Genomic DNA, 26,923 nt, shown 5'->3' with positions numbered 1-26,923 from the left:
AACCATGACCTCAGCGAACACACGCTATGTGATCGGCGTCGACGTGGGCACCGGCAGTGCCCGCGCCGGCATCTTCGATACGGCCGGCCATATGATGGCATCGGCCAAACGCGACATCACCGTTTTCCACGAAGCCGGCTCGATCGTCGAACAGTCGAGCACGGAAATCTGGAACGCGATCTGCCATTCGGTGAAGGAAGCACTGGCGCAGGCCGCGCTGTCGCCGGACCAGATCGCCGGCATCGGCTTCGATGCAACGTGCTCGCTCGTCGTATTGGGCGACGGCGGACGGCCGCTGGCGGTCGGTCCGTCCGAACAGGCCGCACGCGACATCATCGTCTGGATGGATCACCGCGCGCTCGAACAGGCCGAGCGGATCAACGAGACGAACCATGAGGTGCTGAAGTTCGTCGGCGGCAAGATCTCGCCCGAGATGGAAACGCCAAAGCTGCTGTGGCTGCTCGAGCATCGTCCGCACGTATTCGGAGCGGCGTGGCAGTTCTTCGACCTGACCGACTTCCTGACCTGGCGCGCGACCGGCGATCTGTCGCGATCGACGTGCACGGTCACCTGCAAATGGACGTATCTCGCGCACGAGCAGCGCTGGGACGACACGTATTTCCGCACGGTCGGCCTCGGCGTGCTCGCCGACGAAGGCTTTGCGCGTATCGGCCAGAAGGTGGTCGATCCGGGCACGCCGCTCGGCAGCGGACTGACGGCCGCCGCCGCCGCCGAACTGGGCTTGCGCGCGGGCACGCCGGTCGCGGCCGGCATCATCGACGCGCACGCCGGCGGCATCGGCACGGTCGGTGCGCAAGGCAAGCCCGAATCGAGCCTCGGCTACGTGTTCGGAACCTCGTCGTGCACGATGACGACCACGCGGCAGCCCGTGTTCGTGCCCGGCGTCTGGGGGCCGTACTTCTCGGCCATGGTGCCCGAAGCGTGGCTCAACGAAGGCGGCCAATCGGTGGCGGGCGCGGCGATCGAGCGCCTGCTTTCGATGCATCCGGAAACGCTGCGAGCGCAAACCGAAGCAGCGCAGGCGGGCCAATCGTTGCCGGTGATGCTTGCGGAAATCGCGTCACGTCGGTCGGATGATCTGTCGGACACGGCGCAGCTTGCGGAGGGCTTGCATGTCGTGCCCGAATTCCTCGGCAATCGCGCGCCGTTCGCCGATCCGCATGCGCGCGCGGTCATCGCGGGTCTCGGCATGGAAACCGGCCTCGACAGTCTTGTCGCGCTTTATATCGCCGGCATTTGCAGTATCGGTTACGGACTGCGCCAGATCATCGAAACACAGGCGCAGGCCGGCGCGCCGATCGAGCAGGTGGTGATCAGCGGCGGCGCGGGACGGCTCGACCTCGTGCGTCAGCTGCTTGCCGATGCAACGGGCAAGCCCGTACTCGCGATCCAGGCGGAAGAACCTGTTCTGCTGGGCGCCGCGATGCTCGGCGGCGTGGCAGGGGGGCTGTTCGACGACGTGCGCTCGGCGATGACCGGTATGTCGCGCATCACGCATACTTACGCGCCCGCTGCAGGCGCAATCGCCTCATTGCACGATGCGCGCTATCTCGCGTTCACGAAGCTGCAGAGCGTGGCGAGGGACATCAGATAGAAATCGACTTGCGGCGGCGCCCACGACGGCGCCCGCCGTGCTCATTGCGTCTGCTGCCGTCCCCACTGCCCGCTACCGCTCTACTGCCCCGGCAGATGCGAGCGCAGGAAATCGACATACCCGTTCTGGATCTTGATGATTTTCTCGGCGCACTCGTTATAGTCCGACGCTTTCGTATCGTTGGGTCCGTACATGCCGCGGCATTGCGCGTAGAGCGTGAGCGTCGCCGCGCCGCCGCTGCCCTTCGCGACGCGCGTGGCCGAATAAGCAGGGTCGCCGGAACCGGACGGCACGTCCGTATCGATCGCGAACGCGTCGGCGCGCGTGACCGACGTACTCGAATGCTGCTCGATATAGCGCTTCGTCAACGCCCACGCCGAGTCGCATTGAGCCGTACTGCTGCAATCGACCGTGGCGTCGTGTTGCGCGGTTGAAAGGCCGGCCTGATTGCGCTCCAGACGCTGCTCGGCTCGTTGCTCCTTCTCAGGCGACGAACAGGCGGTCAGCGCAAACGCAATGGCAAGCGCACCGGGCATGACAATCGCAAAGGCTGTGGTTTTTTTCACGCGTCGAACTTCCGTGGCCAAGGGTGAGCGCGATTATAGCCGTGCTCCCCAAGCGGTCGCGGATTAGCGTGTAGCACGTTCGGTGCGTCGCGGTCTCGCCGTGTAGGCATGCAGTGTGTAGACATGCAATAAGCGCCGGCCTGTCGTGCCGGGCCGATATGTGCCGACCCGATATGTCCCGAGCCGATCGACGGACGAGCGTCTGCTCGAGCGCGTTCTCGCCGAAGCCCGTCGATCCGGTGCGCACGCGGCGACGTCAGACCGTGCGCCGCGTCAGCATCGAGCGAATCTCGCCGATCGCCCGTGCCGGATTGAGCCCTTTCGGGCACACATCGACGCAATTCATGATCGTGCGGCAACGGAACAGCCGGTACGCGTCCTCGAGATTCGTCAGCCGCCCGGCCGTATCGTTATCGCGCGAATCCACGATGAACCGGTACGCCTGCAACAGCCCGGCCGGCCCGACGAAACGATCCGGATTCCACCAGAACGACGGACACGACGACGAGCAGCACGCGCACAAAATGCATTCGTAAAGTCCGTCGAGCTGATCGCGTTCGTCGGGAGACTGAAGGCGTTCGCGCTCGGGTGGCGGATCGTCGTTGACGAGCCACGGCCTGATCGAATGGTACTGGTTGAAGAACGTCGTCATGTCGACGATCAGATCGCGAACCACGGGTAAGCCGGGCAACGGCCGCAACACGATATGCTTCGGCAGCTCGTTCATGTTGGCCAGACACGCGAGGCCGTTCTTGCCGTTGATGTTCATCGCGTCCGAACCGCAGATGCCCTCGCGGCACGAGCGGCGGTAAGCAAGCGTTTCGTCGATCGACTTCAGCTTGACGAGCACGTCGAGCAGCATGCGCTCGCCATGGCCGAGTTCGAGTTCGTACCGCTGCATGCGCGGCGCGGTATCGGCGTCAGGGTCGTATCGATAGACGTCGATGGTTCGGATGTCGGACATAGGTGGCTCCCGGTTGGCGCGAATCCGCTTGCGGCTTCCAGACAGTAGCCGAACGGCGCGTCGCGGCGTCAGGCACGCACGGCGCGTTCCCGCGTGGCCCGGCGTTAGCCGTCTTCCCCCACTTCGGCGGGATTGGGCAAATCGGGCAGGTCTTCCGTCGATGGCGGATCGGGTTCGCGCGGCACCTGCGGCAGATCGGTACCGTCGTCCTCGGCCGGGGCATGGTCGATAAAGGTTTGTCCCGTATTCATTCGTCGCTCCTTCAAAGAAATGGTGTTCCCTGCTGATCAGCATGTCGCAGGCCAACAGTGGTCCCGCGCGAAATCTATCCAGACGATGCATCGGCCTACTTCGCGCGCGGCGGCTTCAGGGTCTCGTCGGGACGACGCAGCCGCCCTTCACGGATGGCCGTGACGCCATTGATTACCGCGCGCGCGACGTTGTCGGTTTCGGCCTGCATGCCTGTGTCTTCGTCGAGCGCATGATGGCTCGTCGCATACGGCTCGTAGTAACCGATAAAGCGGTCGAGCCGCGACTGGGCGCCGCATTCGATCAATCCCATCCAGTCGAGCCAGTCGCACAACGCCGCGCGAGACGTCTCGATACCGGACACGTCCCCGTGCACGACGACGCCATATGCGCGCCCCTGCAAATGCTTCGGGTAGCTCCACCCGTTCAGCTCGAGCTGCTTCGCCTTCTTCGCGTCTTTGCCGCTTGTCGAAGTCGGGTCGGGATTGCCGCCGTCGGCACATACGAGCCGGTCGATCATCAGTTTCAAAGGGCTCGGCGACTGATACCAGTAAACGGGCGAGACGAAGACAACCCCGTGACACGCGGCAAAGCGCTCGTAGATTTCGTTCATCCAGTCGTTGACCTGCCCGAGCGAATGATTCGGATAGCAGCTGCAAGGCCAGTGGCACAGCGGCATGGCCGTCGATACGCAGGCTTTGCACGGATGGATATGAAGATCGCGGTCCGACGTCAGCAGCGATAGATCGAGAAAATCGGCATCGAACTGCGCGTTCGTCACGATCGACTCGACGCGCTTCGCGAGACGAAAGCTCTTCGACATCTCGCCAGGGCACGTACGGTCGTTTCGCGCCGACGCGTTGACGATCAGAACACGCGAGCGCGTCGCCCGATCCTGCTGCGTTTGCTGCGCGGCCCGAATGCGCTGCGCGGCGTGGCGCCATTCGACCGAGAGGTCATAGCCGGGATCGGCGAAACCGGGCCCGGCCTTCGCCGTTACCGGCGATTTGCGGCCTTGCATATACGCTTCCCATGCGATCGCTTCGAGCCGAGCGATCGACGCGTCTTCTGCGCGAAACGCCGGATCGAAGAAGCGCGCGGCAAAACGTTCGTGAAAAGCATCACGCGACATCTTCTCCGTGACCTGGCCTTTCCTGACTTCGGGGCTAACTTCGCCGGGGCTATCTTCTTTGTCGTTGCTCACGGCACGCCTCGCGAGTCGAAAGTTTGTTCAAACAGACATAAGCAATGAGCGATGCGCAGAAAGTGTGCCGCACTACTCGTCGCCGGCGCCCGGTCAATGCGGCCCCACCCGTCAACGGGAACGAACCGTGCTAGCCCGATTGAAAACCGTGAAAAAAACGGAACTGACGAAGGCGTAACACCATGACGATCGGTTGCCCCGAATGCGGCGCGCTCGAGGACATTCCGCCGCTTACCGCGCGCACAATCGCCCGCTGCCGCATCTGCCGCTATCCGCTCGAACGGCGTAGCGGCCGTAGCGTGAATGCAGCGCTCGCGTGCGCGAGCACGACGTTCATCCTGCTGTTCCCCGCGAACCTCGCCCCGCTGATGACCGTCGAGATGCTCGGCGCCGAACGCTCGTCGGTGCTGTCCTCGGGCATCGTCGACATGTGGAACGGCGGCTGGGTGATCCTTGCGCTGCTGCTCGGCACGTTCGGCATCGTGCTGCCGTTCGTGCGCTTCGGCGGGCTTGCGATCGTGCTCGGCGCGGTCCGGTTCGGATGGCATTTCAGACAAATAGGCAGGCTGTTTCGCTGGACGCTCTGGCTCGACGTCTGGGCCATGCCCGACGTGTATCTGGTCGGCTGCTTCGTCGGCTATGCGCGCGTCACGCAAAACCTGACCGGCACGATCGGCGCGGGCGGCTACTGCTTTATTACCGCGGCGCTGATGTCGATGATCACGCGCGCCGCGCTCGATCGCCGCACGGTCTGGCGCGCGATCGCGCCCGAAGAACAACTGCCGGACGACACACCGGCAATTTCATGCACGGCGTGCGACCTCGTCCAGCCGGCATCGCGCGAGGGCCACGCGTGCCCGCGCTGCGGGCTGACGCTGCGTACGCGCAAACCCGATGCGGTCGTACGCGCGGGCGCGCTGTCGCTGGCCGCGCTGGTGCTCACGCTGCCCGCGAATCTGTATCCGATGACGTACTCGCTGCAACTCGGCCAAGGCGTGACCGACCGGATCGTCGACGGCGTCTATCAACTGTTTCATGCGGGCTTGTGGCCGCTCGGCATTCTGATCTTCTGCACGAGTATCGTGATTCCAGTGGCGAAAATCGCGGGCATGGCGTGGTTTGTCGTCTCGGTCAAGCGCGGCTCGCGCAGGCATTTGCGCGCCAAGGCGCACCTGTACCGATGGATCGACGAACTCGGCCGATGGTCGAATGTCGACGTGTTTACGATCGCGGCGTTTATCCCGCTGATCCGTTTCGGCAGCATCGCGTCGTCGCGGCCGGCCATCGGCGCGACGGCGTTCGCCCTCGTCGTGTTCTTCACGATGTCGGCATCGCGCGCCTTCGATCCGCGGCTGCTCTGGGACACGCGCGCGTCGCGGAGGCGGCCGTGAACGGCGCGGGACGCTTACGGCGCACCCAGGCCGAGGTGCGGCGCAGCGCGTGGCCGGGCTGGATCTGGGCGGTGCCGATCGCCGCACTCGGCGTGGCCTTGTGGCTTGGCATCCGCTCGCTCGTGCAAGGCGGCGAAACGGTCACCGTGACGTTCTCGAATGCCCACGGGATGAAAGCCGACGATACCGACGTCACGCTGCGCGGCGTGAAGGTCGGCAAGGTTTCGGACGTATCGCTCGCGCCGGACGGCAAGCATGTCGAAGCGAAACTGAAGATAGATCGTGCCGAAAAGAAGTATCTGGTGAGCGGCACGAAGTTTTATCTGCTCGGCGCGCAGCCGGACTTTAGCGATCCTTCGTCGTTGAAGGCGATGCTTGCCGGGCCTGAAATCGTAATGGAGCCCGGCACCGGCCAGCCGACCGACCACTTCGACGGCGGCGACCGGAAGCCTGCGCTCGCGCCGCAACATGGCCCGATCGTCACCTACGTCGTGCGCTTCGACGGTGCAGTGGGCGACCTGAAGGACGGCGCCGGCGTCGAGCTGCGCGGCTTTCATGTCGGCACGGTCACGAGCGTGCGCCTGAGCTACGACGCACGCACCGGCACATTGAGCACGCCGGTGCAGATCGCGCTCGACCCGGCCGCGCTCGACATCGTCGACGTACAGCCACCCGCCAACGGCGACTGGCGGCCGATTGTCGACGACATGATGAAGCGCCTTGTCGGCGAGGGCATGCGTGCGCGGCTCACGCAAGATCCGCCGCTCATCGGTGCACGCAAAATAAGCCTCGATTTCGTGCGCGATGCGTCTCCCGCCGCGCTCGTGGCTGCGGACGACGGCATGTCCGTCATTCCAAGCGTCGCGCCCGCCGACATCGACACGATGATGTCGACCGCGAACGGCATCGTCGACAAGATCGACAGCCTGCCGATCAAGGAAACAGGAGAACAGGTGCGCAGCATTGCCGAGCATGTGAACAGGCTCAGTTCATCGCCGCAGATAAAAGATAGCCTCGAACATATCGACCACTCGGTCGCGCAGATCGATCGCACGCTGCAGCAGGTATCGCCGCAAATCGGTCCGCTCGTCGCGCAGCTGCGCGAGACGGCGAATTCGGCCGACCAGGCCGTGCTGGCGGCAAACCGCACGCTTGGCGGCGACGCGACGAGCCAGAACGATTTGCCGGCCACGTTGCGCGAGCTGACCGACACCGCGAGATCGATACGCGCGCTCGCCGATTATCTGGACCGGCATCCCGAGGCGCTCGTTCGAGGCAGACAGGAGGACAGGCCGTGAGCCGTAAATTGACGGACAAGACCACGCGCGCATTCGTACCGGCGAAAGCGTCACCGGAGAACGTGAGCGCTGCGCCGCTCGCGGCGAGCGTCATCGCAGTGATTGCCGCAGCCGCGCTCGCCGGCTGCGGGCACAGCCCGCCTACACGTTATGTGACGCTGAACGCAACGCCGGCTGATGCGCCGCTCGCGACGGCCCAGATACCGCCCGTGCAGCTGACCGCAGTCCATATTCCCGCGGAACTGGACCGGCCAGAGGTCGTCACGCAGCAGTCGCCGAACCGGATCTCGGTGGCCGAAAGCGACCGCTGGGGCGCGCCGCTCGCACAGATGATGCGCCGCACGCTTGCGCAAGACCTCGTCACGCGCCTGCCCGCGGGCACGTTCGTGCTGCCCGATGCGCCAGCGCCGCCCGACACGCGAACGCTCGTCGTGACGGTCCTCGATGCAGAAGCCGACGCAAACGGCACGCTGACGCTGCAAGCAGCATGGACGCTGCTATCGGGACGACCCGCCCGCGCCACGTTCGCGCGACAGACAACGCTGAAAGCGGAGATCGAGAATCGCGGCGACGCGGCGGCGCAGGCGGCCGCGATGAGCCGGGCTCTCGGGCAACTGGCCGATCAGATCGCGACGTCGATCGCCGCGCGCTAAAACGCACACGTCATTCGGTCGGGTACGTCAACGTTCCGTCAGGCTGCAAACACGCACCCGGCGTCAGCGTCGCCGTGCCGACGTGCTCGGCATCGACGATATGGACGACTTTCTCTGCGTGCGCGATCAGATAATCGGCAATGATGCGCCGATGGCAACGCCACCAGACCGTCTCCGCGCACATGATCGCGCACGGACCCGCTTCCCCGAGTTCGAGCAGCTTCCTGAAACCGGCTGCGAACTCCGCGCCCATCGCGTAGTCGGCGTAATTGTGGAACGAGCGGTTTTGCCAGAACGCGTTCGTCGTGGGCGGCACGTCCTTGCGCATGCTGCGTCGCCCGCCGAGCTCGGCAAGATGCAGGTAGCCGATCGCAGGCGCGAGCGCATCGGGCAGCGTTGCGGCATTGAACTGAGGGTTCGTCGCCGAGCGCGGAATGCGCCGGACATCGACTAGCGTCGCGATCCGTGCGTCTCTCAGGAGGGCGAGAAACTCATCGAGCGTTCGTGTCGAATGACCGATTGTGTAGAAAGTATTCGCCATGAGCAGTGGCCGCTCAACGCGCCTCGCGGGCGTCGCCCGACTGTGCGTCGCCGGGCTGCAACGCATTGCGAGCTGCGAGCATAGCCAGCGCGCGCAACAACGACTGACCGCCCGGCGTCAGCGTCGGCAGCGCGATGCCGTCGACTGTCGGTTCGAGCGCGACCAGTCGCCGCTCCAGCAGCGTCCTCAGTTCGTAGCGCTCGAGGTCGGCTGCGTCGGGCGCATGCTCGACAAGCAGCAGCGTCGCGAATTCGTGCGGCGTCAGCATGGACATCCCCATCCGTTTGCGCGAAACAACGTTGCCGGCGCGCGCACGACGTCGTCGCACGCGGCCTCCGGCTCTCGCCCACGCGCATGCCGCGAATGCGCTTGCCCCGATTCTCGTGCACGACCTCGGTGATCGCCGTGATTCCAGCTTGAAAACTGCATCGCTTATGGCTCCCCGGTAAATAAACGAACGTGATGTCTACGCATGTTGCGTGCCACGCTCGCAGCATGCCGCTCCGGCTACGCGAACCCGCTGCGCGCAGCGCGGTGCACCCGCTCGGGTACGCGCGATGCGGTGAATCATGCGCCGTCCCCGGCAGCATCGATAACTCAACCACGATTACCAAGGAGCGCTCTATGTTCATGCACAACAAGCGTCTGCAATACACGGTTCGCGTCGCCGCGCCCGATCCCGGGCTCGCCAATCTTTTGCTCGAGCAGTTCGGCGGACCGCAAGGCGAGCTCGCCGCTGCGATGCGCTACTTCACGCAGGCTGTAACCGAGGAAGATCCGGGCCGCAAGGACATGCTCTACGACATCGCGACCGAAGAGCTAAGCCACCTCGAAATCATCGGATCGATCGTCGCGATGCTCAACCGCGGCGCGAAAGGCGAGCTGGCCGAAGCCGTCGACGCGCAAGCCGAGCTGTACCGCAAGCTGAACGGCGCCGGCAACGACAGCCACGTCACGCAAGTGCTGTACGGCGCGGGCACGCCGTTGACGAACTCGGCGGGTGTGCCGTGGAGCGCCGCATATATCGATACGATCGGCGAACCGACGGCCGATTTGCGCTCGAATATCGCGGCCGAAGCGCGCGCGAAAATCATCTACGAGCGGCTGATCAACGTGACCGACGATGCCGGCATTCGCGACGCGCTCGGCTTTCTGATGACACGCGAAGTCTCGCATCAAAAGTCGTTCGAAAAGGCGCTGTATTCGATCGTCGGCAACTTCCCGCCGGGCAAGATGCCGCCGATGCCGGAATTCGCCGACGCGTATCTGAAGATGTCGCAGGGCGAGCCGCCGCAGATGGGGCCGTGGAACGAGGGCAGCGGCCTGAAGTTCGTCGGCGACCCCGAACCGGCTGTCGACGGCGGCGACGGCCTCGCGTCGGTCAAGCTCGGCGAGGAGCAGACGGCCGCGCTCGAGGCGATGCAACAGCGGCTCATGTCCGATCCGTCGTCGGACCCCGAGACAGGTGCGGAACTCGGCATGTCGCCGGTCGATGCAAAGGCTGGCGCGAAAGCCGGCGCCAGGGCGAGCGCGAAAGCGGGGGCGAAAGCCAGCGCCAAGTAAGTCGCAATCGGTGTAGGCCGGCCGCCGCGCAACAACGGCGGCCTGCCGTGCATCCGGTAGCGCGCGTGCCGTCGCGGCACGCGCGCCTCGCCCGCGCCTGGCCGATGCGCAGCGCTGATACGAGAGGTAGCGGACAATGGAATTCGACTACGGGAATTACCACATCGATGCATCCCCGCTCTCGGAAGGCGGGCGCTACTTTGCCCGAGCGCGGATCTGCATGGCGACGGCGCCCGGTGCGAACCGCAACGAGGTGAAATGGAGCGGCGACCTCGGCCAGTTCGCTTCCGAAGCCGAGGCCGCCGAGCACGGCAGAAAATGGGCGATCGACTGGTGCGACAGTCAAAAGTAGTCGTCGCCCGTTCGCGCGAGCGTCCCTACAGCATCGGCGCCCCGCCCGTCACCGCGACCGTCGCCCCCGAGATGTAACTTGCTTCATCGGAAGCAAGCATCACGTACGGCGGTGCGACCTCGGCGGGCTGCCCCGGCCGTTTCATCGGTACCTGCTTGCCGAATTCCTTGACCTTTTCCTCGGGCATCGTCGACGGAATCAGCGGTGTCCAGATCGGCCCCGGCGCGACGCAGTTGACACGTATGCCGCGTTCGGCGAGTGATTGCGCGAGACCGGCCGTGAAGTTCTGAATCGCGCCCTTCGTCGTTGCATACGCGAGCAGGCCCGGGTTCGGTTTGTCGGCGTTGATCGACGCCGTGTTGACGATCGAGCCGCCGGCCTTCATCTGCTTGACGGCAGCGCGTGTGATTCTGAACATCGCGCCCATGTTCGTATCGAACGTACGGTCCCATTCGTCGTCGCTGATCGCTTCGATCGACGGGTACGTCATCTGGTAAGCGGCATTGTTGACAAGCACGTCTAGATTGCCGAATTCGCGCACGGCGCGCTCGACAATCTCATCGCAATGCGCCTTGTCCGTAATGTCGCCTCGCACGAGTACCGCCTTGCGCCCTGCCTGTTCGATCCAGCGCGCGGTTTCCCGCGCATCGTCGTCTTCGTTCAGATACGCGATCAGCACGTCGGCGCCTTCGCGTGCGAAAGCGATCGCCACCGCGCGTCCGATGCCGCTGTCGCCGCCGGTGACGATCGCGGCCTTGCCTGCGAGGCGCCCCGAGCCGCGGTAGCTCTGTTCGCCGTGATCGGGCTGCGGATCCATCGGCGCGGTGCGGCCGGGCACCTGCTTCTGCTGCTGGGCGGGCGTCGACTGTCCCTTCTGCTGAGTTTCGGTCATGCTAGCTCCCTGTGCGTTGCGCCGGACACAACGCGGCCCGGCGACCGCTAACGCTCAGCAAGCCGCGAACCCGCGTGCGATCAGGGGACCTCTTCTTGTGCCACCTCATGCGGCTCGTTTTCCGCCGTGTTTTTCACCACTTTTTTCGCCGTCTTTTCTACTATCCGCACCGGTATCGACTTCGCTCCCGGGACCTTGCTCTCCTTCGCGTAGTGCCACAATGGCAGCAACGGATTGCATTCCGGAAAGTAGCCGGCGATGCAGCCTTGCGGAATGTCGAACGGGACGATCGTGAGTCCGTCGACGCGGCGCTCGACGCCGTCGTCGGCAATCGTCTGCAACGCGATCGTGTCGCCGTGGGACAGCGCATGCCGGTCGATATCGGCGGGGTTCATCAGGATCACCATGCGCGTGCCCTTGATGCCTCTGAAGCGATCGTCGTGGTTATAGATCGTCGTGTTGAACTGACTGTCGCTGCGCAAGGTCATGAGCCGCAGCGAATCGGGCTCGCGCACCGGCATGTCAGGATCCTCGCCGATCGCTGAAGGCACCATGAATTCCGCCTTGCCGCTTTTCGTTTTCCACTTGCGTTCGCGCGCGGGCAGCGGACGTGGGAAGCCTCCGGGCGTCCACATCCTCGCGTCGAAATCGTGGAACATCTCGGGCCATGTCTTCGCCATTTCGCCGCGCACGCGCGAGTAGTCGTCGCGCCACGTGTCCCAGTCGACGCTCGAGCGATCGCCCAACGTCGCCTTTGCAATGCCCGCGACAATAAACGGCTCGGAGCGGATGGAAGGCGACGCCGGCTCCACCACGCCGCGAGAGCCATGAAAACATGCGGTGCTGTCTTCCATCGACACCGCCTGTTCGCCGCCCGCCTGCCGGTCGATCTCGATGCGGCTCAGGCACGGCAGCATATATGAGTTCCGGCCGTGCACAAGATGACTGCGATTGAGCTTCGTCGTGATGTTGACGGTCAGATCGAGCTCGCCCCACGCTGGCTCGGTACGCAAACGATCCGGTACCGAACGCACGAGGTTGCCGCCCAGATTGACCATCGCTTTCACTTTGCCGTCGAGCATCGCTTCGAATGCCTCGACGATATTCATGCCCTTGTCGCGCGGCGGCTCGAACGAGAACTGCTTCGCAAGCTGATCGAGCGGCGCGAGTTCGGGTTTTTCGGTAATGCCGACCGTGCGCTGGCCCTGCACGTTCGAGTGGCCGCGTACCGGCGAAGGCCCCGCGCCGGGCTTGCCGACATTGCCGCGCAGCAACAGCATATTGACGAGCATGCGCACGTTCTGCACGCCCATGCGGTGCTGCGTCATGCCCATGCCGTAATGCGCGATCACCGCGTTCGCCTTCAGATATTCGTTTGCGGCCGCTTCGATCGCCTCGCGCGGCAGACCGCTCACGCGCACGATGTCGTCCCAGTCGGCATCGCGCACATAGCGCGCGAACTCCTCGAAGCCGTTCGTATGATCGCGGATGAAATCGACATCGATCATGCGCGGTTCGCCCGCGCTACGCGCGCGGTCGTCCGCCTCGATCACGATCTTGCAGATGCCGAGAATCGCGGCCGTGTCGCCGCCCGTCCTGACCTGGTGGTACTGCGTGCTGATCTGCGTATCGCCGGGCGTCAGCATATCCTTAGGCGACTGCGGGTTCGCGAAGTGCAGCAGGCCCGGTTCGCGCAGCGGGTTGAACGTGATGATCGGCACGCCGCGCTTTCTCGCATCCTGCAACTGATGCAACATGCGCGGGCTGTTCGTGCCGACGTTCTGGCCGAAAAAGAACATCAGGTCGGTCTTTTCGAAGTCGTCGAGCGTAATGGTGCCCACGCCGACGCCGATCGCTTCCTTGAGCCCGACGCTCGTGCTTTCATGGCACATATTCGAACTGTCGGGCAAATTGTTCGTCCCATACATGCGCGCAAACAGTTGCAGCATGTACGACGTTTCGAGCGACGCGCGGCCCGACGTGTAGAACACCACGCTCTTCGGGTCAAGCGCGCGCAGTTGGGCGCCGATCGCATCGAACGCCTCCTGCCACGAGACGGGCACGTATCGGTCCGAGGCCGGGTCATAGCGCATCGGCTCGGTCAGGCGACCCGCTTCTTCCAGATCGTGGTCGTGCCATGTCAGCAGATCGCTGACCGAATGCACGCGGAAAAAGTCGGGCGTAATGCGCTTTGCCGTGATGTCCCACGCGGTCGCCTTCGCGCCGCTTTCGCAGAATTCGAACGGATGCGGGGACGCCGGTTTGGCCCATGAACAGCTGACGCACATGAAGCCGTCGGGCTTGTTCTGATGCATCAATGCGCGGCTATCTGCGAGCGGGGCCTTTTCCTGCAGCAGAATTTTCGTGACCGCCTTCACCGATCCCCAACCGCCCGACGCGTAAGGATACGCACTGCTTTTTCCCTCGTTAGCCATATCAATTCACCTGTTACCGAAGTATCACGATGTGATTGATCAGCAAGCAGCGTTCCAGTCGTGCTCGCAGGAACACCCCGGCGCTCACTGATGCGCTGGAAAGCGCCGCGTTCGCCGCGACCGCACCGGCGGCAAAGACCCGATACGGCAAACCGGCAAGCGGTGTATCGTATCGGGCATATGGTCAGCGGCCGCGCGTTCGAGGTGGTCGCTTTAGTCAGTACAACAACAGAGAACAAGACGCCCGATGCCGAGCCCTGCCTCCTCCCGCCTGCATGCCCGCCGCCTGCGCCATGGGCGCGCGCAAGCGCCGCGTTTTTGCGCCGCAACACCGGTCGCGCTCGTTATCGCCCTCACCGTATCGACACCCGCACATGCGCAATCGAGCGTCCAGATGTATGGCCGCATCGACGGCGGCATCGAGTATCTGAACCATCTGGCCCAGCCGAACGGCACCAATGCCACGCGCTGGAGCGCCGAGGGCGGCGACTGGGGCACAAGCATGTGGGGCATGCGGGGTACCGAAGATCTAGGCGGTGGCCGCAATGCGCTGTTCGATCTCGAAACGGCCTTCCAGGTGATGAACGGCACGACCGGCGGCAACGGGCGGCTGTTTTCGCGCCGCGCCTACGTCGGTTTGAGCGATCAGACGCTCGGGCAGATCCAGGCGGGCCGCAATCTCTTCATCGATAGCGACGGCGTGTGGGCATTCGATCCGTTCGTGCAACAGGCGGTGTCGTCGGCGTCGCTCGTGCGCGGGCGTAACTGGCAGCAGACGAACAACAATGTCGAGTATCACAGCCCGATCATCGGCGGATTCGACGTGCAGACGCAGTTCGCATTCGGCAACCAGACGAGTTTCAACACGGGAGCGCCCGGCGAATTCGGCCGCTCGGATGGCGTGATGCTGACATGGCATTCGCCGGCCCTCGAGTTTCGCGGCATTTACGACGAGCTGCGTAACTCGAACGGCCAGATGGACAATATTTTCACGGCGTCGCGCGAATACTTTGTCGGCGCGAACATCAACGTCGACCCGGTTAAAGTCCAGGCTGCGTGGACGCACTACGCGGCACCCGATACGCCCGCCGGCCTCGCCGACAGCGCGGACCATTACTGGCTCGGCGCCACGTTCCAGGCAACCACGCGCTGGGCGCTAACGGCTGCCGGCTTCTACGTCAACGTGCGCAACGGCAGCGGCGATGCGACGCACGACCCGGCGGGACACGCCACGCTCTACGCGCTTGGCACCACGTACAACTTCAGCAAGCGTACGTTTTTCTACGCGACCGTCGCATATGTACGCAACAGTGCGAATGCGACCTTCTCGGTGTTCGCCAACCCGCGCGGCTCGACGCCGAACACGAGTCCGCTCGCCGGAGAATCGCAAACCGGCGCGTACATGGGAATAATGAGCAACTTCTGACGCGGCGTAGCACTGCGAATTACGCGCGCGCGATATGCAGACCGTACGCCAGCCACGCAGCGGAGAAAGTGGCCGGCAACGCAAGGTTGCCGGCCGCGCAACACGCAACGGGGTGGCAAGTCCCCGCTTGTAGGGCGACGCTGAAGGAGGGTATTACATTGCGTGCCCCCACATACAGCGTATCGGAGCATCGCGAATAGGCCAATGTCTTTGACGTGTCCGTAAAACGTCGCTAAAGGACACATTTCTCGCTCCGCCGGAACGAGGCATGCTCAAGCATCACCTGGCGCAAGTAACGCAACCCGCACGCGGACAAACGAACCTGTGCAGGGAAGCGGGTATGAGCGGGCACAAGCGCGTGCCCGCCGCTACCGGCGCGAACCCAACGTCAGGGAGGCTCACCATGAAGGCGCTTAGATGGCACGGCAAAAAAGACATCCGGTGTGACACTGTGCCGGATCCTCAGATCGAACACCCGCGCGACGCGATCGTGAAAGTGACGACTTGCGCGATTTGCGGTTCGGACCTGCATCTGTTCGACGGCTTCATGCCGGGCATGAAACACGGCGACATCATGGGCCACGAGTTTATGGGAGAGGTCGTCGAAGTCGGCAAGGATAACGCTGCATTGAAGGTGGGAGACCGCGTCGTCGTGCCGTTCACGATCATTTGCGGCGAATGCGATCAATGCAGGCGCGGCAATTTCTCGGTATGCGAGCGCTCGAATCGCAGCAAGGAAGCGGCCGACAAGATGTTTGGACACACCACCGCGGGGCTTTTCGGCTATACGCATCTAACGGGCGGCTACGCCGGCGGTCAGGCCGAGTACGTCAGAGTGCCGTTCGCCGACACGACCCACGTGAAGATTCCGGACGGATTGACCGACGAGCAGGTGCTCTTTCTCGGCGATATTTTCCCGACCGGCTGGCAGGCTGCGGTGCAATGCGATATCGAGCCAACCGACACAGTGGCGATCTGGGGTGCGGGGCCCGTCGGGCAAATGGCGATTCGCAGCGCCGTGCTGCTCGGCGCGAAACAGGTTATCGCCATCGATAACGTGCCCGAGCGTCTCGCAATGGCGCGTGCCGGCGGAGCGACGACGATCGACTTCAAAAACGAAAGTGTGCTCGAGCGGCTGCATGATCTGACCGCCGGCAAGGGGCCCGAGAAATGCATCGACGCAGTCGGCATGGAATCGCACGCCACGCGCTCGGTCGACTCGATGTACGACCGGGCCAAACAGGCCGTGATGCTCGAAACCGACCGGCCGCACGTGTTGCGCGAAATGATTTACGTGTGCCGTCCGGCCGGCACGATCTCGGTACCCGGCGTCTACGGCGGCCTCGTCGACAAGATTCCAATGGGCGCGGCGATGAATAAGGGCTTGACCTGGCGAATGGGCCAAACGCACGTGAACCGCTGGACCGACGATCTGCTGCGGCGCATACAGGAAGGGCAAATCGATCCGTCTTTCGTTATCACGCATTCGGTGCGGCTCGAAGACGGGCCCGCGATGTACAAGACGTTTCGCGACAAGGAAGACGGCTGCATCAAGGTCGTAATGAAGCCATGACCGGCACCGAATGATGCAACGACAATAAACACGCTGTTGCCTGGCAGCCCCACTACGTCGACGATGTCCGCTCGCGCGCGCCACGGCAGCAAGTGCATCCGGATCGTCGCGTAATGTTTGCCGCCGGGAACGGAGTGTGCGACGCATTTCTTTAGCCGCTGTCCCGATGCAGCGCCGCCAGGCTTCATTACGCGCTGCATGCCCGATGCGGACACTCAAAAAAACGAAATGGATCGAGATTCATTGCCATGACGCCCGAAACGCCGCAACCGCGAAATACGCGGGATCCCCTCCGGAAACCTGTCCCACGAGGCGCACGTTGGTTCCTTTGGCTAACCATACTCTTCGCTGCGCTATCCGGCCTGTACCTGCTCGTCGGTGGGATCTGGCTAGTCGCGCTGCGCGGCTCGCCGTATTACGTTGCCGCGGGCATCGCGATGCTCGCCGTCGCATGGCTCGTTTTCCGGCTCAACCGATGGGCGCTCGCACTGTACGGACTGCTGCTGCTCGGCACGCTCGCATGGGCCGTCGCCGAATCCGGGTTCGACTTCTGGGCGCTCGCGCCGCGCATCGATGTGCTGGTCGTATTCGGTGTCTGGCTTCTGCTTCCGTTTATCTGCCGGCAGTTCGTCGGCACCGTGATGCCGGCCGCGCTCGTGACAGGCATCGGGCTCATCGCGAGCGCCGCGGTGCTCGTCTATGCGGCCTACAACGATCCGCAGCAGATCAACGGCACGCTTGCCGCGGAGCAGGCGTCGCCGACGCCGGATGCCGATCCGCGCGCGGGCGACTGGCCCGCTTACGGCCGCACGCAAGGCGGCACGCGCTATTCACCGCTAGCGCAGATCAACGAGCAGAACGTGAAAAATCTGCAAGTCGCGTGGACTTTCGAAACCGGCGATCGCAAGGGAAAGAGCGACCCGGTGGAAATCACAGACGAGGTTACGCCGATCAAGGTCGGCAGCATGCTTTACCTGTGTTCGCCGCACCAGAAACTGTTCGCGCTCGATGCGGCAACCGGCAAGGAAAAGTGGCGCTTCGATCCGGGCCTCAAGACGGACCCGAGCTTTCAGCATGTAACCTGCCGCGGCGTGTCGTATCACGAGACCGCGGCCGCACGCGCGGCGAGCGCATCGGCCACGCCGCAAGCGCAAGCCGCTTTGCCGATGTGCTCGCGGCGCGTGATTTTGCCGGTCAACAACGGCCATCTCTATGAACTCGATGCAGCGACGGGTCAGCGTTGCGCAGGGTTCGGCAATAACGGCGACCTCGACCTTCAGCACCTCGAACCTGTCAAAACGTCAGGCGCGTATGAACCGACTTCGCCGCCTGTTGTAACGGACAAGGTAATCGTCGTGGCGGGCTCGGTGACCGACAACTTTTCGGTGAGCGAGCCGTCCGGTGCCATCCGCGGCTTCGACGTCGAAACCGGCAAGCTGCTCTGGGTATTCGACCCGGGCGCTCATGCGCCCAATGCGATACCGGACGACCAGCACAGCTTCGTGCCGAACTCCCCGAACTCATGGGCGCCGGCCGCTTACGACCCGAAGCTCGACCTCGTCTATCTGCCGATGGGCGTGAGCACGCCTGACATCTGGGGCGGCCGGCGCACGCCGGACATGGAGCGTTATGCAAGCGGATTGCTCGCGTTGCACGCGTCGACCGGCAAACTCGCGTGGTTCTATCAGACCGTGCACCACGATCTGTGGGATATGGACCTGCCCGCGCAACCGTCGCTCGTCGACCTCAAGGACGCGCAGGGCAATATCGTGCCGGCAATCTATGCACCGGCGAAAACGGGCAACATCTTCGTGCTCGACCGCCGCACCGGCAAGCTGCTCGTGCCCGCGCCGGAAGGGCCGGTGCCGCAAGGTGCCGCGAAAGGCGATCATGTCTCGCCGACACAACCGTATTCGCAGCTGACATTGCGGCGCGCGCAAAATCTTCGCGGCGCCGACATGTGGGGCGCCACGATGTACGACCAGCTCGTATGCCGCGTGATGTTTCATCGGCTGCGCTACGAAGGTCCGTTTACGCCGCCGTCCGAGCAAGGCACGCTCGTTTTCCCGGGCAATCTCGGCATGTTCGAATGGGGCGGGCTCGCAGTCGATACGGATCGGCGCATCGCCATCGCTAACCCGAACGCGTTGCCCTTCGTATCGAGGCTGATTCCACGCGGTCCGCACAATCCGATGGAGCCGCCCGAAGCGGGCCAGAGCGGCACCGGCACCGAGGTCGGCATCCAGCCCCAGTACGGCGTGCCGTTCGGCGTAACGCTGAATCCGTTCCTGTCGCCGCTCGGACTGCCGTGCAAGGAACCGGCGTGGGGTTATGTCGCAGCGCTCGATCTGACGTCGAATCAGATCGTCTGGAAAAAGCGCATCGGCACGGTGCGAGACAGCTCGCCGCTGCCTTTGCCGTTCCGCATGGGCATGCCGATGCTGGGCGGTCCGATGACGACCGCGGGCCACGTATTCTTTATCGGCGCCACCGCCGACAACTACCTGCGCGCGTTCAGCACCGACACGGGCCGCGAACTATGGCGCGCACGCTTGCCCGCCGGCGGACAGGCCACGCCGATGACGTACGAGGCGAACGGCAGACAGTTCGTGGTGATCGCCGCCGGTGGACATGGGTCGTTTGGCACGAAGCTAGGCGACTACGTGATTGCCTATGCACTGCCGGGAAAGCAATAGCACAGGCACACGGCAATACATGCGATGGCGGCAACGAGGCCGCCTTGCGCATCGCTATGCTTTCACTACCAGTTTGCCGCGCACGTGGCCGGCTTCGATACGCGCAAACGCCTGTTTCAGATCGTCGAACGCAAACTGTTCGGCAACACGCACCTTCACGCGACCCTCGTCGATCAGCGCCGCAATCGACGCGAGTTGCGATCCGTCCGGCCGCGCGGTGTAGCGCACCCCTCGCGCACCGCGTGCGGCCGCTTCGGTCTGCGACGGCTCCGTCAGCGTTGAAACGAGCGCGCCGCCGCGCTTGACCGCCTGCCACGAACGCAACTGCGTCTCGCCGCCAACGAGATCGAACACAAGATCCATATCGCGTGCGACGTCTTCGAAACGCTGGCGTTTATGGTCGATCACGTGGTCGATGCCAAGCGAGCGGACGAAGTCGATGCCGTCGTCCGATGCGGTCGCGTAGACTTCGGCGCCCTTCTCGCGTGCGAACTGCACGGCCAGATGGCCGACGCCACCCGCCGCCGCATGCACGAGTACGCGTTCGCCTTTTTCCAGCAGCCCTTGATCGAACAGCCCTTGCCATGCCGTCAACGCGGCAAGCGGCACTGCGCCGGCCGTGACGATATCGAGCGAATGCGGCGGCTCGGCAAGCGCGGCGCTGTCGACCACCACGAAGTCGGCAAACGCGCCCTGCCCCTGGCCGACGAACGCGTACACGTGCTGATCGGCGCGCCACTGCACCGCATCACGCCCGACGCGCATCACTATGCCGGCGAGATCGCGCCCCAGGGTGAAAGGCAGCGCGTCTTCGCGAATCGCCGAATAGCGCCCTTCGCGCGTTTTTACGTCGACCGGGTTGACGCCCCCGGCGAGCACTTGCACAAGGACCTCGTTCGGCGCGGGTTCGGGAACGGGAATCGACTCGAGCTGCACGGCGTCCGGGCCGCCGAAGCGGTGAATGCGATAGGCGCGCATGGTTGAGGTGGATGTCGATGCTGTCATTGAACGTCTCCAGTGGTGCAATGTTTTAAACGGGCGCGCAAGCGATGTGCCTTTCGCTAGCCAAAATCGGGCATACGCCCTGCTCGTTACGCAGTGGGCTCACATTGAAAGGGAGACACGATGAAACGGGTCATTTGCGTTGCATGCTCGGCGGCCGCGCTCATGTTCGGCATCACCGCATGCAACAAGGCAGATCGGAAGGCCGGCGAAAACCTGAGCGCCGGCAGCAGCGGCGTGATGAGCAATAGCGCGGGGCCGAGCGGTACGCCCGGGCAAAGCGCGGCCGCTGATGCAACGAGCGATTCGGCGGCAACGGCAGGACAAGGGGCGCAGACGCAGCAAGCACCTGCTGTAAGCACGCCTTCGGCGACGGCGAGCGAACCGGCCTCAGGGGCCAGTCAGTGAGCGCTCTGTGCGAGGTTTCCAGGCCACGCTAGAGCAGTACTCAGGCGCTAGGCAAAAGGATCGGCCTTGCGCATATTCGCGCGCGATAACGTGTCCGCCAGAATCATGTCGAATGCGTTCAACGGCCGGAATCCGCCGCGCACGACAGGCCTGAACACAGGGTCGCCGCGGCGCACCGGCATGCCGGTCAACCCGCATACGCCGGCCACTCGGGCAAAGCCCGCGCGCCAGGTCTGGTCCTGATACCGGCCCAAGGTCGGGTCGCTCCACGAAACGAGTATGGTCGACTCGGTCTGTCGTTCGATCCTGCGAATCGACAGGATATTGGCCATGCCGCAGCGCAACGAATCGTCGAAATCGCGTGACGCAAAAGACGCCTTGCGAATCGCATCTCCGATATCGTGAGGATGGCCGCGCAACCCTTTGACAATGTGTGACCAGGGGTCGATGTGTTTCATGCTCGTTGCCCCGCAAGCCCGCCGTGCGGAAATAGACAGCGCCGATCGCGTTGCCGATCACGCTGACTATTACATTGACTAAGCTGCATTGACCATTCTCTCGTCATCCGAAGTATCGGCGAAAGTCTGCCGATGTACCGGCATTGCGGTAACGCAATTGAGGTCGAGCCTTCTCGTGTGCTCGATCATGTAATCGACGAATACACGGATTCTCGTGGGTAGATGTTTTCGGCTCAGATAGCAAAGATAGTGGCCGCTGTCGTCCGGCACATACTGCGCAAGACAGCTGACGAGGCGCCCTTCGCGAAGAAAATCGCACACCTGATAAGCGGGCAGCTGCGCGATACCCTGCCCGTCGAGCACCGATTGCAGCATCAGCTCTGCATCGTTGAACGTATGACGTGCAACGGGCACGCGCCGCAGCGCGACACCGCCGGCCTTGAACTCCCATTCCCTTACGCGCCCCGACGCAGTCCGGAAGTTGATACAGCGATGTTTGGCCAGTTCGTCGACTTCGCGCGGCAAGCCGTGCACGCGCGCGTAGTCGCGCGACGCGCATACGAGCATCTGCATCGGTATCAGCTTGCGCGCGACGATTTCGCTGTCTTCCATACGCCCGTCGCGAAACGAGACGTCGATGCGATCGCCGGTGAAGTCCAAAACGCGGTCGTTAAGCAGCAGTTCGAGCGTAATGCCGGGGAATTGCGCATGGAAACCGCGCAACAGCGGCGCGACGATCTTGCGGCCGAACCCGGGCGTCGAACAGATACGCAACTGCCCGCGCGGGGGACCGTTGCGCAACTCGCGCATCTCGTCGAGCGCCTGCACGATGCGCTCGACGCCGGGCCTGCAGTTCTCGTAGAACAGTTCGCCCTCGCGCGTCAGCGACGTGCTGCGTGTCGTGCGAAGGAAGAGCCGCGTATCGAGTTGCGCCTCGAGCTTTTGCACATTGCGGCTGACCGAAGAGCGCCCGATGCCGAGGCGGTCGCCTGCTCTGGCGAAACTCCCTTCGTCGGCAACGGCAAGGAAAGATACGACGCCGGCATAGCTCGTTGCGAAACTGCTGGCAAACGGATCGTCGGCGCCGCTGAGGGATCGGCGGGGGGCATAGTCTGACATGGAAGCGCAAATAGTTGAGTCCACACCTGACTAGACGGATGAGCGCGGCCGTTTGTGACACGACCGCCTTTATTTTTATCTGGCCCCGGCTATGTAGACCGAATCTATTTCTCGGGCACGAGAACCGGTGCGCCTTTGTCCTTCAACAGCAGCACGATAAATTTCGCGGGCTGTGTCTGGCTCGCATTGCGTCCCACAGTATGGACATCATTCGGCCCTTCGTAGAACGTCTGGCCCGGCTTCAACGTCACTTCCTTACCGCCCTTGAGCTGCATCACGATCGACCCTTCGAGCACATAGACGAACGCATCCGCGTTGTGTCGATGCACCGGGTCGACCGAACCAGGCGGATATTCCACCATGATCATAAGGCCCTCCTTGCCCGGGTAGTCGGGCAGCGGCTGCGTCATCAGCGGTGTGACGATTGCCTGGGGCGCTGCGGCATACGCGGCGCCCGCCGGCGACAGTGCCGAGAGGGTGACCAAAACCATCGCAGTTATTTTCGAGCGGAACATGATGGGCTCCAAAAGAATGCGGCCCGCAACCGCGGGCCGCGATAAAAACAGAACAACCGCGGGTCAACGGAAAAACCGTGCGCCGGCGCTTAGGCGAGATTCGCCTTGTCGAGTCCGAATGCCTTGTCCGCCGAACCCGGCACAGTCTCGAACGCGACGTTCGCGCGGTTCCAGCCGTTGATTGCCATCACTGCGTACGTCAGGTCCGACAATTCCTTCTCCGAGAACTGGCCGCGCACACGTTCGTAGATCTCGTCGGGCACGCCATGCTCGGGCAGCTTCGTCAGCACCTCGGTCCATGCAAGCGCGGCGCGCTCGCGTGGCGAAAAGAGCGTCGACTCGCGCCAGATCGCGACATGATGAAGCCGCAATTCGCGCTCGCCGTGAATGCGCGCCTCTTTCACGTGCATGTCGCAGCAAAACCCGCAGCCGTTCATTTGCGATGCGCGCAGCGAGACGAAGTCGAGAATCGCCTGCTCGATACCGCTTTCCTTCAGCTGCATGCTGAAGTCGAGATACTTTTTAAAGAGCTCCGGCGATTGTTGAATATAGTTGATGCGCTGGGACATGGCCTACCTCATTGATGAAATTGCGCCGATGGGCTCCTGGCGCGGTGCGAGCTTGATGCGCCGCAGCGGAGCGACGAGGACAATGGTAGGGTTGCCGCGCGCGCGGCGGTAGATAGACGATTGGACTCACGGCGTTGTCCCGGAGGCACCAATCAGGTACCGCCTGGACATCGATCGCGCATCGATCGGAGCCCAAACAAAGGCCGGACATACATCGGCCTTAAACCCGATACGCACCCGCGGAAGACCAGACGCTCGCTGTGGCGCGAGTTTAGTCCTGGGAAGACGCAAAGCGATCGGGCGGCATACCGTGCGCTTTTGCAATGAACGTGAGCTTGTTGGGATTGCGCTGAACGAGGAGACGGACAATCTGGTTGCCGTCCGTTTCGATCGACATCGCCGATTCGAGCTGACCGTCGAGATAGCGCAATAGCGCCCACTGACCGCCAAGCTCGACAAGCCTGAAACGAACGTCGCTACCGTAACGCAGCGCGGACGCATAGAAAAGCTGCGCAATGCGCTTGGCGCCGAGCATCGGCTCCGGGAAGCTTGGCACCTTGCCGCCGCCATCGCCGTACAGCATCGCTTCTTCGGCGAGCAATGCATGGATGCCGGCGAAGTCGCCGCGCTCCACTGCTACGGTGAAGCTCTGCAGCAAGCGCCGATGCGTCTCGCGCGACACCTCGTAACGCGGCCGCCCGTCGCGCAGCTGCGTTTTCGCACGGCTCACGAGTTGACGGCAGGCCGCTTCCGTCTTGCCGAGCACTTCGGCCACCTCGTCATAATCGACATCGAGCACCTCGCGCAGCAAGAACGCCGCGCGTGCCTCCGGCGTAAGGCGTTCGAGCAGCAAAAGAAATGCAACGGACACATCGTCCGCGCGTTCCTTGACTTCCTCGGGCGTAGCCGGCGATTCGGTCAGAAGCGGCTCGGGCAGCCAGATACCTGCATACTGTTCGCGCTGAATCTTCGCCGCGCGCAGGCGATCGATCGACATGCGAGTCGTCACGGCGACGAGCCATGCCTCCGCGTTGTCGATCGTATCGTGCGCGGCCGCATGCCAGCGCAGCCAGACCTCCTGCACGATATCCTCGGCTTCGGCGACCGATCCGAGCATCCGGTACGCCATTTTCTGCAAGCGCGGGCGAAGCTGGTCAAAGACGTAGAGGCTGTCTTTCATATCACGGTGCACGGTAACCGCGCTCCTGCAGCGTCCATGTATTGCCGTCCAGGTCTTCGAAATCGGCAAAGCTCGCGTAATCGCGACGCTTCGCGTCGAGTCCGGCGCTAAAGCCGCCCTCCCATGTATCGATCGGCGCCTTGTGCCGGCACTCGCTAACCGCTACGCCACGCCCGATTAGCGCGGCGCGCTCGGCCGCCAGGTCTGTCGTGACCAGATACAGGTTACGCAGGCGCGCCGCGGAATCGGCCGTCACCAGTTGCACCGAGCACGACGAGCCCGGCGGCGTGAGCTGCACGACCCGGAACGCGGGCGTGGGATGGTAGTCGACGTCCAGCTTGAATCCGACCTTCTGCGCATAGAACGCAAGGGCGCGGTCGACATCGGCGACAGGCAGCGAAACGACTTCCAGTGCAAGCATGACGGCTCCTGCGAGGGCTTGTCGACGCCTTCGAATGGTTCGAATGAGGAGATCTGCGCACCGGACGGGCGCAATGACGGGCGTTCGACGTTGGATGACAACGATGAGGATAGCCCGATTTGGTTGCAGCCGGGTGAAATCTCGCCGCAACCTGCGCCCCACAAGGCGCTCACACCTTAGAACGGCTGAAAACACACCAAAAAAAACGCACGAGCAGAGCTCGTGCGTAGTCTACAAAGCGACAAACAAACGCAACAACAAAAGGCCGAGGTATGGAGGGAGCCGTCCTTCTGCTGCACCACGAAGGTTAGCGCATCGACCTGCCTCGATATACCGGGCCTTCCTGAATTCAGTTACCGGCAAGCGTGAACAATCGCGCAAACCTAGGCCGGACCGATGCACCCGCGCCTGGCGATCGGCGTCATCGTCAATCTCAACCAGCTTTGACTTGACGATTTAGATTATGCATGCAATCTTTCATGACCTTAGAGTGTATTCAACATCTATAAGAAACACGATCTCATATCGCACGTCAAACAAGTCTGGGATGCCTGCAAGTGGATACGGAAACGGAACTGCAAGACGATCAGGTCAAAGAGCGCGATGCACTGCACACGCGCAAGCGATCGCCGGTCAAGAGCTGGGCGGGGGTGCTCGTCGTCATGGCCGTCATCGGTGGCGGCTGGTGGTTTTACCAGCACCGCGAGAGCAAAGCGCTGGCTGCAAATGCAAAACCCGCGGCGCCGCCGCAAGTGACCGTGAGCAAGCCACTCGTCGAAAACCTCGATACGCGTCTGGGCTTTCTCGGGCAATTTTCGGCGGTCGATCAGGTCGAGCTGCGCGCACAGGTGGGCGGCACGCTCACCGGCATCTACTTCAAGGACGGCGACATCGTTCATAAGGGCGATCTGCTGTTTTCGATCGATCCGGTGCCTTACGAGATCAGGCTTGCACAGGCCAAGGCCCAGCTCGAGAATGCGACGGCGAAGCGTGTGCTCGCAGAGCAGGAGCTGCGCCGCGCACAGGAACTCGAGCGCAACGACGCGGGTACGGTCGAAAACGTGCAGCAACGCACATCCGACCTGAGCGCCTCGCAGGCCGCGATCGACGATGCGCAGGCACAGATTCGCGACGCGCGCTTCGACCTCGATCATTGCAGGATTGCCGCGCCGTTTACGGGCCGCATCGGCCGCCACCTCGTTTCGATCGGCAACCTGATTGCCGGCAGCCGCGCGGCGACGAGTCCGACCACGCTACTGGCGACCATCGTGTCGCTCGATCCGATCTACCTCGATTTCGATATGAGCGAGGCCGATTTCCAGACGTTTTCGCACTACCGCGGCGATTTGAAGAGCCCGCTTGCGAACAAGGTCGAACTGACATCGGGTAACGGCAACGACACCGTGTTGAAGCGGCAGGGCACGCTCGACTTCGTCGACAACGTGCTCGACCGCTCGAGCGGCACGATTCACGCGCGAGCGACGGTGGCGAACCCGGACCTGCGTCTGACGCCCGGCGAATTCGCGCGCGTACGCCTCGCGGTCGCGCGGCCGGTGCCGACGCTGCTGATTCCCGACGCGTCCGTGCTGCCCGACCAGTCCGAGCACATCGTGCTGACGGTCGCAGCCGACGGCACGGTCGTGCCGAAGCAGGTGCAGGTAGGCGATATGCGTGGCGGCCTGCGCGTGATCCGCTCGGGCTTGAATGCCGACGATCGCGTGATCGTGGACGGCCTGCCGTTCGCGGCGCCCGGCGCCAGGGTGGCGACGCGTGACGGCACGCTTCGTTATGCGGCCACGCAAGGCCAGTAAGGCGGGAAGGACCGGACGAAGC

General features: G+C 63.4%; 26 protein-coding genes. 11 read left to right on the top strand and 15 right to left on the bottom strand.

Going from position 1 to position 26,923, the window contains the following annotated elements:
* Positions 1-4: 4 nt before the first annotated feature.
* Positions 5-1,615, top strand: a complete 1,611-nt coding sequence (locus BTO02_RS25785; protein WP_075159992.1) for an FGGY-family carbohydrate kinase — start codon at positions 5-7, stop codon at positions 1,613-1,615.
* 80 nt (positions 1,616-1,695) lie between these two features.
* Here the strand turns inward: BTO02_RS25785 and BTO02_RS25780 are convergent, their stop codons facing one another.
* The 4 genes from BTO02_RS25780 to BTO02_RS25770 form a co-directional block, all read right to left on the bottom strand.
* Positions 1,696-2,181, bottom strand: a complete 486-nt coding sequence (locus BTO02_RS25780; RefSeq protein WP_075159991.1) for a hypothetical protein — start codon at positions 2,179-2,181, stop codon at positions 1,696-1,698.
* Positions 2,182-2,437: 256 nt separating this feature from the next.
* Complete coding sequence (locus BTO02_RS25775) at positions 2,438-3,145, bottom strand: succinate dehydrogenase/fumarate reductase iron-sulfur subunit (RefSeq protein WP_075159990.1); 708 nt, start codon at positions 3,143-3,145, stop codon at positions 2,438-2,440.
* Positions 3,146-3,249: 104 nt separating this feature from the next.
* Complete coding sequence (locus BTO02_RS34850) at positions 3,250-3,396, bottom strand: hypothetical protein (RefSeq protein WP_198039319.1); 147 nt, start codon at positions 3,394-3,396, stop codon at positions 3,250-3,252.
* Positions 3,397-3,491: 95 nt separating this feature from the next.
* Positions 3,492-4,526, bottom strand: a complete 1,035-nt coding sequence (locus BTO02_RS25770) for a flavodoxin family protein (RefSeq protein ID WP_075161382.1) — start codon at positions 4,524-4,526, stop codon at positions 3,492-3,494.
* A gap of 254 nt (positions 4,527-4,780) precedes the next feature.
* On the opposite strand from BTO02_RS25770, the gene BTO02_RS25765 reads away from it, so the two are divergent.
* The 3 genes from BTO02_RS25765 to BTO02_RS25755 all read left to right on the top strand — a co-directional run bounded on the left by BTO02_RS25765 (position 4,781) and on the right by BTO02_RS25755 (position 7,940).
* Positions 4,781-5,989 carry a paraquat-inducible protein A gene (locus BTO02_RS25765; RefSeq protein WP_075159989.1) on the top strand — a complete coding sequence of 403 codons (1,209 nt, stop codon included), beginning with the start codon at positions 4,781-4,783 and terminating at the stop codon, positions 5,987-5,989.
* Positions 5,986-7,287 carry an MlaD family protein gene (locus BTO02_RS25760; protein ID WP_075159988.1) on the top strand — a complete coding sequence of 434 codons (1,302 nt, stop codon included), beginning with the start codon at positions 5,986-5,988 and terminating at the stop codon, positions 7,285-7,287. The genes BTO02_RS25765 and BTO02_RS25760 overlap by 4 nt, the downstream gene beginning before the upstream one ends.
* A gap of 62 nt (positions 7,288-7,349) precedes the next feature.
* Positions 7,350-7,940, top strand: coding sequence for a PqiC family protein (locus BTO02_RS25755; protein WP_232243718.1), 591 nt, complete (start codon positions 7,350-7,352; stop codon positions 7,938-7,940).
* Between the two features lie 10 nt (positions 7,941-7,950).
* Here BTO02_RS25755 and BTO02_RS25750 read toward each other — a convergent pair whose 3' ends face one another.
* Both BTO02_RS25750 and BTO02_RS25745 read right to left on the bottom strand, forming a co-directional pair.
* Positions 7,951-8,481 (bottom strand): DUF488 domain-containing protein, encoded by a 531-nt coding sequence (locus tag BTO02_RS25750; protein ID WP_075159986.1) that lies wholly within the window; start codon positions 8,479-8,481, stop codon positions 7,951-7,953.
* 13 nt (positions 8,482-8,494) lie between these two features.
* A complete protein-coding gene (locus BTO02_RS25745) occupies positions 8,495-8,749 on the bottom strand; it encodes a hypothetical protein (protein WP_075161381.1) in 255 nt (84 codons plus the stop codon).
* Between the two features lie 356 nt (positions 8,750-9,105).
* Between BTO02_RS25745 and BTO02_RS25740 the strand changes: the two genes are divergently transcribed.
* Complete coding sequence (locus BTO02_RS25740) at positions 9,106-10,044, top strand: manganese catalase family protein (protein WP_075159985.1); 939 nt, start codon at positions 9,106-9,108, stop codon at positions 10,042-10,044.
* Between the two features lie 136 nt (positions 10,045-10,180).
* A complete protein-coding gene (locus BTO02_RS25735; RefSeq protein WP_075159984.1) occupies positions 10,181-10,396 on the top strand; it encodes a hypothetical protein in 216 nt (71 codons plus the stop codon).
* A 25-nt stretch (positions 10,397-10,421) separates the two neighbouring features.
* On the opposite strand, the gene BTO02_RS25730 is transcribed toward BTO02_RS25735, so the two are convergent.
* On the bottom strand, positions 10,422-11,288 hold the full coding sequence (locus tag BTO02_RS25730) for an SDR family oxidoreductase (protein WP_075159983.1): 867 nt from the start codon (positions 11,286-11,288) through the stop codon (positions 10,422-10,424).
* An 80-nt stretch (positions 11,289-11,368) separates the two neighbouring features.
* Positions 11,369-13,723 carry an FdhF/YdeP family oxidoreductase gene (locus tag BTO02_RS25725; RefSeq protein ID WP_075159982.1) on the bottom strand — a complete coding sequence of 785 codons (2,355 nt, stop codon included), beginning with the start codon at positions 13,721-13,723 and terminating at the stop codon, positions 11,369-11,371.
* Between the two features lie 247 nt (positions 13,724-13,970).
* Here BTO02_RS25725 and BTO02_RS25720 point away from each other — a divergent pair, with 247 nt between their 5' ends.
* From BTO02_RS25720 to BTO02_RS25710, 3 genes are all read left to right on the top strand, one after another.
* Positions 13,971-15,149, top strand: coding sequence for a porin (locus BTO02_RS25720; protein WP_083615374.1), 1,179 nt, complete (start codon positions 13,971-13,973; stop codon positions 15,147-15,149).
* Between the two features lie 403 nt (positions 15,150-15,552).
* On the top strand, positions 15,553-16,722 hold the full coding sequence (locus BTO02_RS25715) for a zinc-dependent alcohol dehydrogenase (protein WP_075159981.1): 1,170 nt from the start codon (positions 15,553-15,555) through the stop codon (positions 16,720-16,722).
* A gap of 248 nt (positions 16,723-16,970) precedes the next feature.
* On the top strand, positions 16,971-19,418 hold the full coding sequence (locus BTO02_RS25710; protein ID WP_083615373.1) for a glucose/quinate/shikimate family membrane-bound PQQ-dependent dehydrogenase: 2,448 nt from the start codon (positions 16,971-16,973) through the stop codon (positions 19,416-19,418).
* Between the two features lie 54 nt (positions 19,419-19,472).
* On the opposite strand, the gene BTO02_RS25705 is transcribed toward BTO02_RS25710, so the two are convergent.
* Entirely contained in the window at positions 19,473-20,423 is a 951-nt protein-coding gene (locus BTO02_RS25705; RefSeq protein ID WP_075159980.1) for an NADP-dependent oxidoreductase, read from the bottom strand.
* 120 nt (positions 20,424-20,543) lie between these two features.
* Here BTO02_RS25705 and BTO02_RS25700 point away from each other — a divergent pair, with 120 nt between their 5' ends.
* Positions 20,544-20,828 carry a hypothetical protein gene (locus BTO02_RS25700; RefSeq protein WP_075159979.1) on the top strand — a complete coding sequence of 95 codons (285 nt, stop codon included), beginning with the start codon at positions 20,544-20,546 and terminating at the stop codon, positions 20,826-20,828.
* A gap of 47 nt (positions 20,829-20,875) precedes the next feature.
* Here the strand turns inward: BTO02_RS25700 and BTO02_RS25695 are convergent, their stop codons facing one another.
* The 6 genes from BTO02_RS25695 to BTO02_RS25670 form a co-directional block, all read right to left on the bottom strand.
* Positions 20,876-21,286 carry a DUF3331 domain-containing protein gene (locus BTO02_RS25695; RefSeq protein WP_075159978.1) on the bottom strand — a complete coding sequence of 137 codons (411 nt, stop codon included), beginning with the start codon at positions 21,284-21,286 and terminating at the stop codon, positions 20,876-20,878.
* Between the two features lie 78 nt (positions 21,287-21,364).
* Positions 21,365-22,405, bottom strand: a complete 1,041-nt coding sequence (locus tag BTO02_RS25690; RefSeq protein ID WP_075159977.1) for a LysR family transcriptional regulator — start codon at positions 22,403-22,405, stop codon at positions 21,365-21,367.
* Positions 22,406-22,509: 104 nt separating this feature from the next.
* Positions 22,510-22,920, bottom strand: coding sequence for a cupin domain-containing protein (locus tag BTO02_RS25685; protein ID WP_075159976.1), 411 nt, complete (start codon positions 22,918-22,920; stop codon positions 22,510-22,512).
* 89 nt (positions 22,921-23,009) lie between these two features.
* Complete coding sequence (locus BTO02_RS25680; protein WP_075159975.1) at positions 23,010-23,489, bottom strand: carboxymuconolactone decarboxylase family protein; 480 nt, start codon at positions 23,487-23,489, stop codon at positions 23,010-23,012.
* Positions 23,490-23,760: 271 nt separating this feature from the next.
* Positions 23,761-24,669, bottom strand: a complete 909-nt coding sequence (locus BTO02_RS25675; protein WP_075159974.1) for an RNA polymerase sigma-70 factor — start codon at positions 24,667-24,669, stop codon at positions 23,761-23,763.
* A 1-nt stretch (position 24,670) separates the two neighbouring features.
* Positions 24,671-25,090, bottom strand: coding sequence for a VOC family protein (locus BTO02_RS25670; protein WP_075159973.1), 420 nt, complete (start codon positions 25,088-25,090; stop codon positions 24,671-24,673).
* A 557-nt stretch (positions 25,091-25,647) separates the two neighbouring features.
* Between BTO02_RS25670 and BTO02_RS25665 the strand changes: the two genes are divergently transcribed.
* The gene (locus tag BTO02_RS25665; RefSeq protein WP_075159972.1) at positions 25,648-26,901 is read left to right on the top strand and encodes an efflux RND transporter periplasmic adaptor subunit; all 1,254 of its coding nucleotides are present in this window, start codon (positions 25,648-25,650) and stop codon (positions 26,899-26,901) included.
* Positions 26,902-26,923: the final 22 nt, after the last annotated feature.

Source organism: Paraburkholderia sp. SOS3, from assembly GCF_001922345.1.
In the GTDB taxonomy this organism is placed as follows: Bacteria; Pseudomonadota; Gammaproteobacteria; order Burkholderiales; family Burkholderiaceae; genus Paraburkholderia.
Note: the sequence above shows the minus strand (reverse complement) of the source record. Positions and strands in the feature narration are given on the sequence as shown.

Bases quoted from the DNA above. Each gene is read 5' to 3' on its own strand.
- BTO02_RS25730 (WP_075159983.1), bottom strand. From the start codon at position 11,288: ATGACCGAAACTCAGCAGAAGGGACAGTCGACGCCCGCCCAGCAGCAG.
- BTO02_RS25765 (WP_075159989.1), top strand. From the start codon at position 4,781: ATGACGATCGGTTGCCCCGAATGCGGCGCGCTCGAGGACATTCCGCCG.
- BTO02_RS25740 (WP_075159985.1), top strand. From the start codon at position 9,106: ATGTTCATGCACAACAAGCGTCTGCAATACACGGTTCGCGTCGCCGCG.
- BTO02_RS25735 (WP_075159984.1), top strand. From the start codon at position 10,181: ATGGAATTCGACTACGGGAATTACCACATCGATGCATCCCCGCTCTCG.
- BTO02_RS25720 (WP_083615374.1), top strand. From the start codon at position 13,971: ATGCCGAGCCCTGCCTCCTCCCGCCTGCATGCCCGCCGCCTGCGCCAT.
- BTO02_RS25685 (WP_075159976.1), bottom strand. From the start codon at position 22,920: ATGTTCCGCTCGAAAATAACTGCGATGGTTTTGGTCACCCTCTCGGCA.
- BTO02_RS25705 (WP_075159980.1), bottom strand. From the start codon at position 20,423: ATGACAGCATCGACATCCACCTCAACCATGCGCGCCTATCGCATTCAC.
- BTO02_RS25670 (WP_075159973.1), bottom strand. From the start codon at position 25,090: ATGCTTGCACTGGAAGTCGTTTCGCTGCCTGTCGCCGATGTCGACCGC.
- BTO02_RS25710 (WP_083615373.1), top strand. From the start codon at position 16,971: ATGACGCCCGAAACGCCGCAACCGCGAAATACGCGGGATCCCCTCCGG.
- BTO02_RS25700 (WP_075159979.1), top strand. From the start codon at position 20,544: ATGAAACGGGTCATTTGCGTTGCATGCTCGGCGGCCGCGCTCATGTTC.
- BTO02_RS25745 (WP_075161381.1), bottom strand. From the start codon at position 8,749: ATGCTGACGCCGCACGAATTCGCGACGCTGCTGCTTGTCGAGCATGCG.
- BTO02_RS25770 (WP_075161382.1), bottom strand. From the start codon at position 4,526: ATGTCGCGTGATGCTTTTCACGAACGTTTTGCCGCGCGCTTCTTCGAT.
- BTO02_RS25775 (WP_075159990.1), bottom strand. From the start codon at position 3,145: ATGTCCGACATCCGAACCATCGACGTCTATCGATACGACCCTGACGCC.
- BTO02_RS25690 (WP_075159977.1), bottom strand. From the start codon at position 22,405: ATGTCAGACTATGCCCCCCGCCGATCCCTCAGCGGCGCCGACGATCCG.
- BTO02_RS25725 (WP_075159982.1), bottom strand. From the start codon at position 13,723: ATGGCTAACGAGGGAAAAAGCAGTGCGTATCCTTACGCGTCGGGCGGT.
- BTO02_RS25715 (WP_075159981.1), top strand. From the start codon at position 15,553: ATGAAGGCGCTTAGATGGCACGGCAAAAAAGACATCCGGTGTGACACT.
- BTO02_RS25695 (WP_075159978.1), bottom strand. From the start codon at position 21,286: ATGAAACACATCGACCCCTGGTCACACATTGTCAAAGGGTTGCGCGGC.
- BTO02_RS25680 (WP_075159975.1), bottom strand. From the start codon at position 23,489: ATGTCCCAGCGCATCAACTATATTCAACAATCGCCGGAGCTCTTTAAA.
- BTO02_RS25750 (WP_075159986.1), bottom strand. From the start codon at position 8,481: ATGGCGAATACTTTCTACACAATCGGTCATTCGACACGAACGCTCGAT.
- BTO02_RS25785 (WP_075159992.1), top strand. From the start codon at position 5: ATGACCTCAGCGAACACACGCTATGTGATCGGCGTCGACGTGGGCACC.
- BTO02_RS25675 (WP_075159974.1), bottom strand. From the start codon at position 24,669: ATGAAAGACAGCCTCTACGTCTTTGACCAGCTTCGCCCGCGCTTGCAG.
- BTO02_RS34850 (WP_198039319.1), bottom strand. From the start codon at position 3,396: ATGAATACGGGACAAACCTTTATCGACCATGCCCCGGCCGAGGACGAC.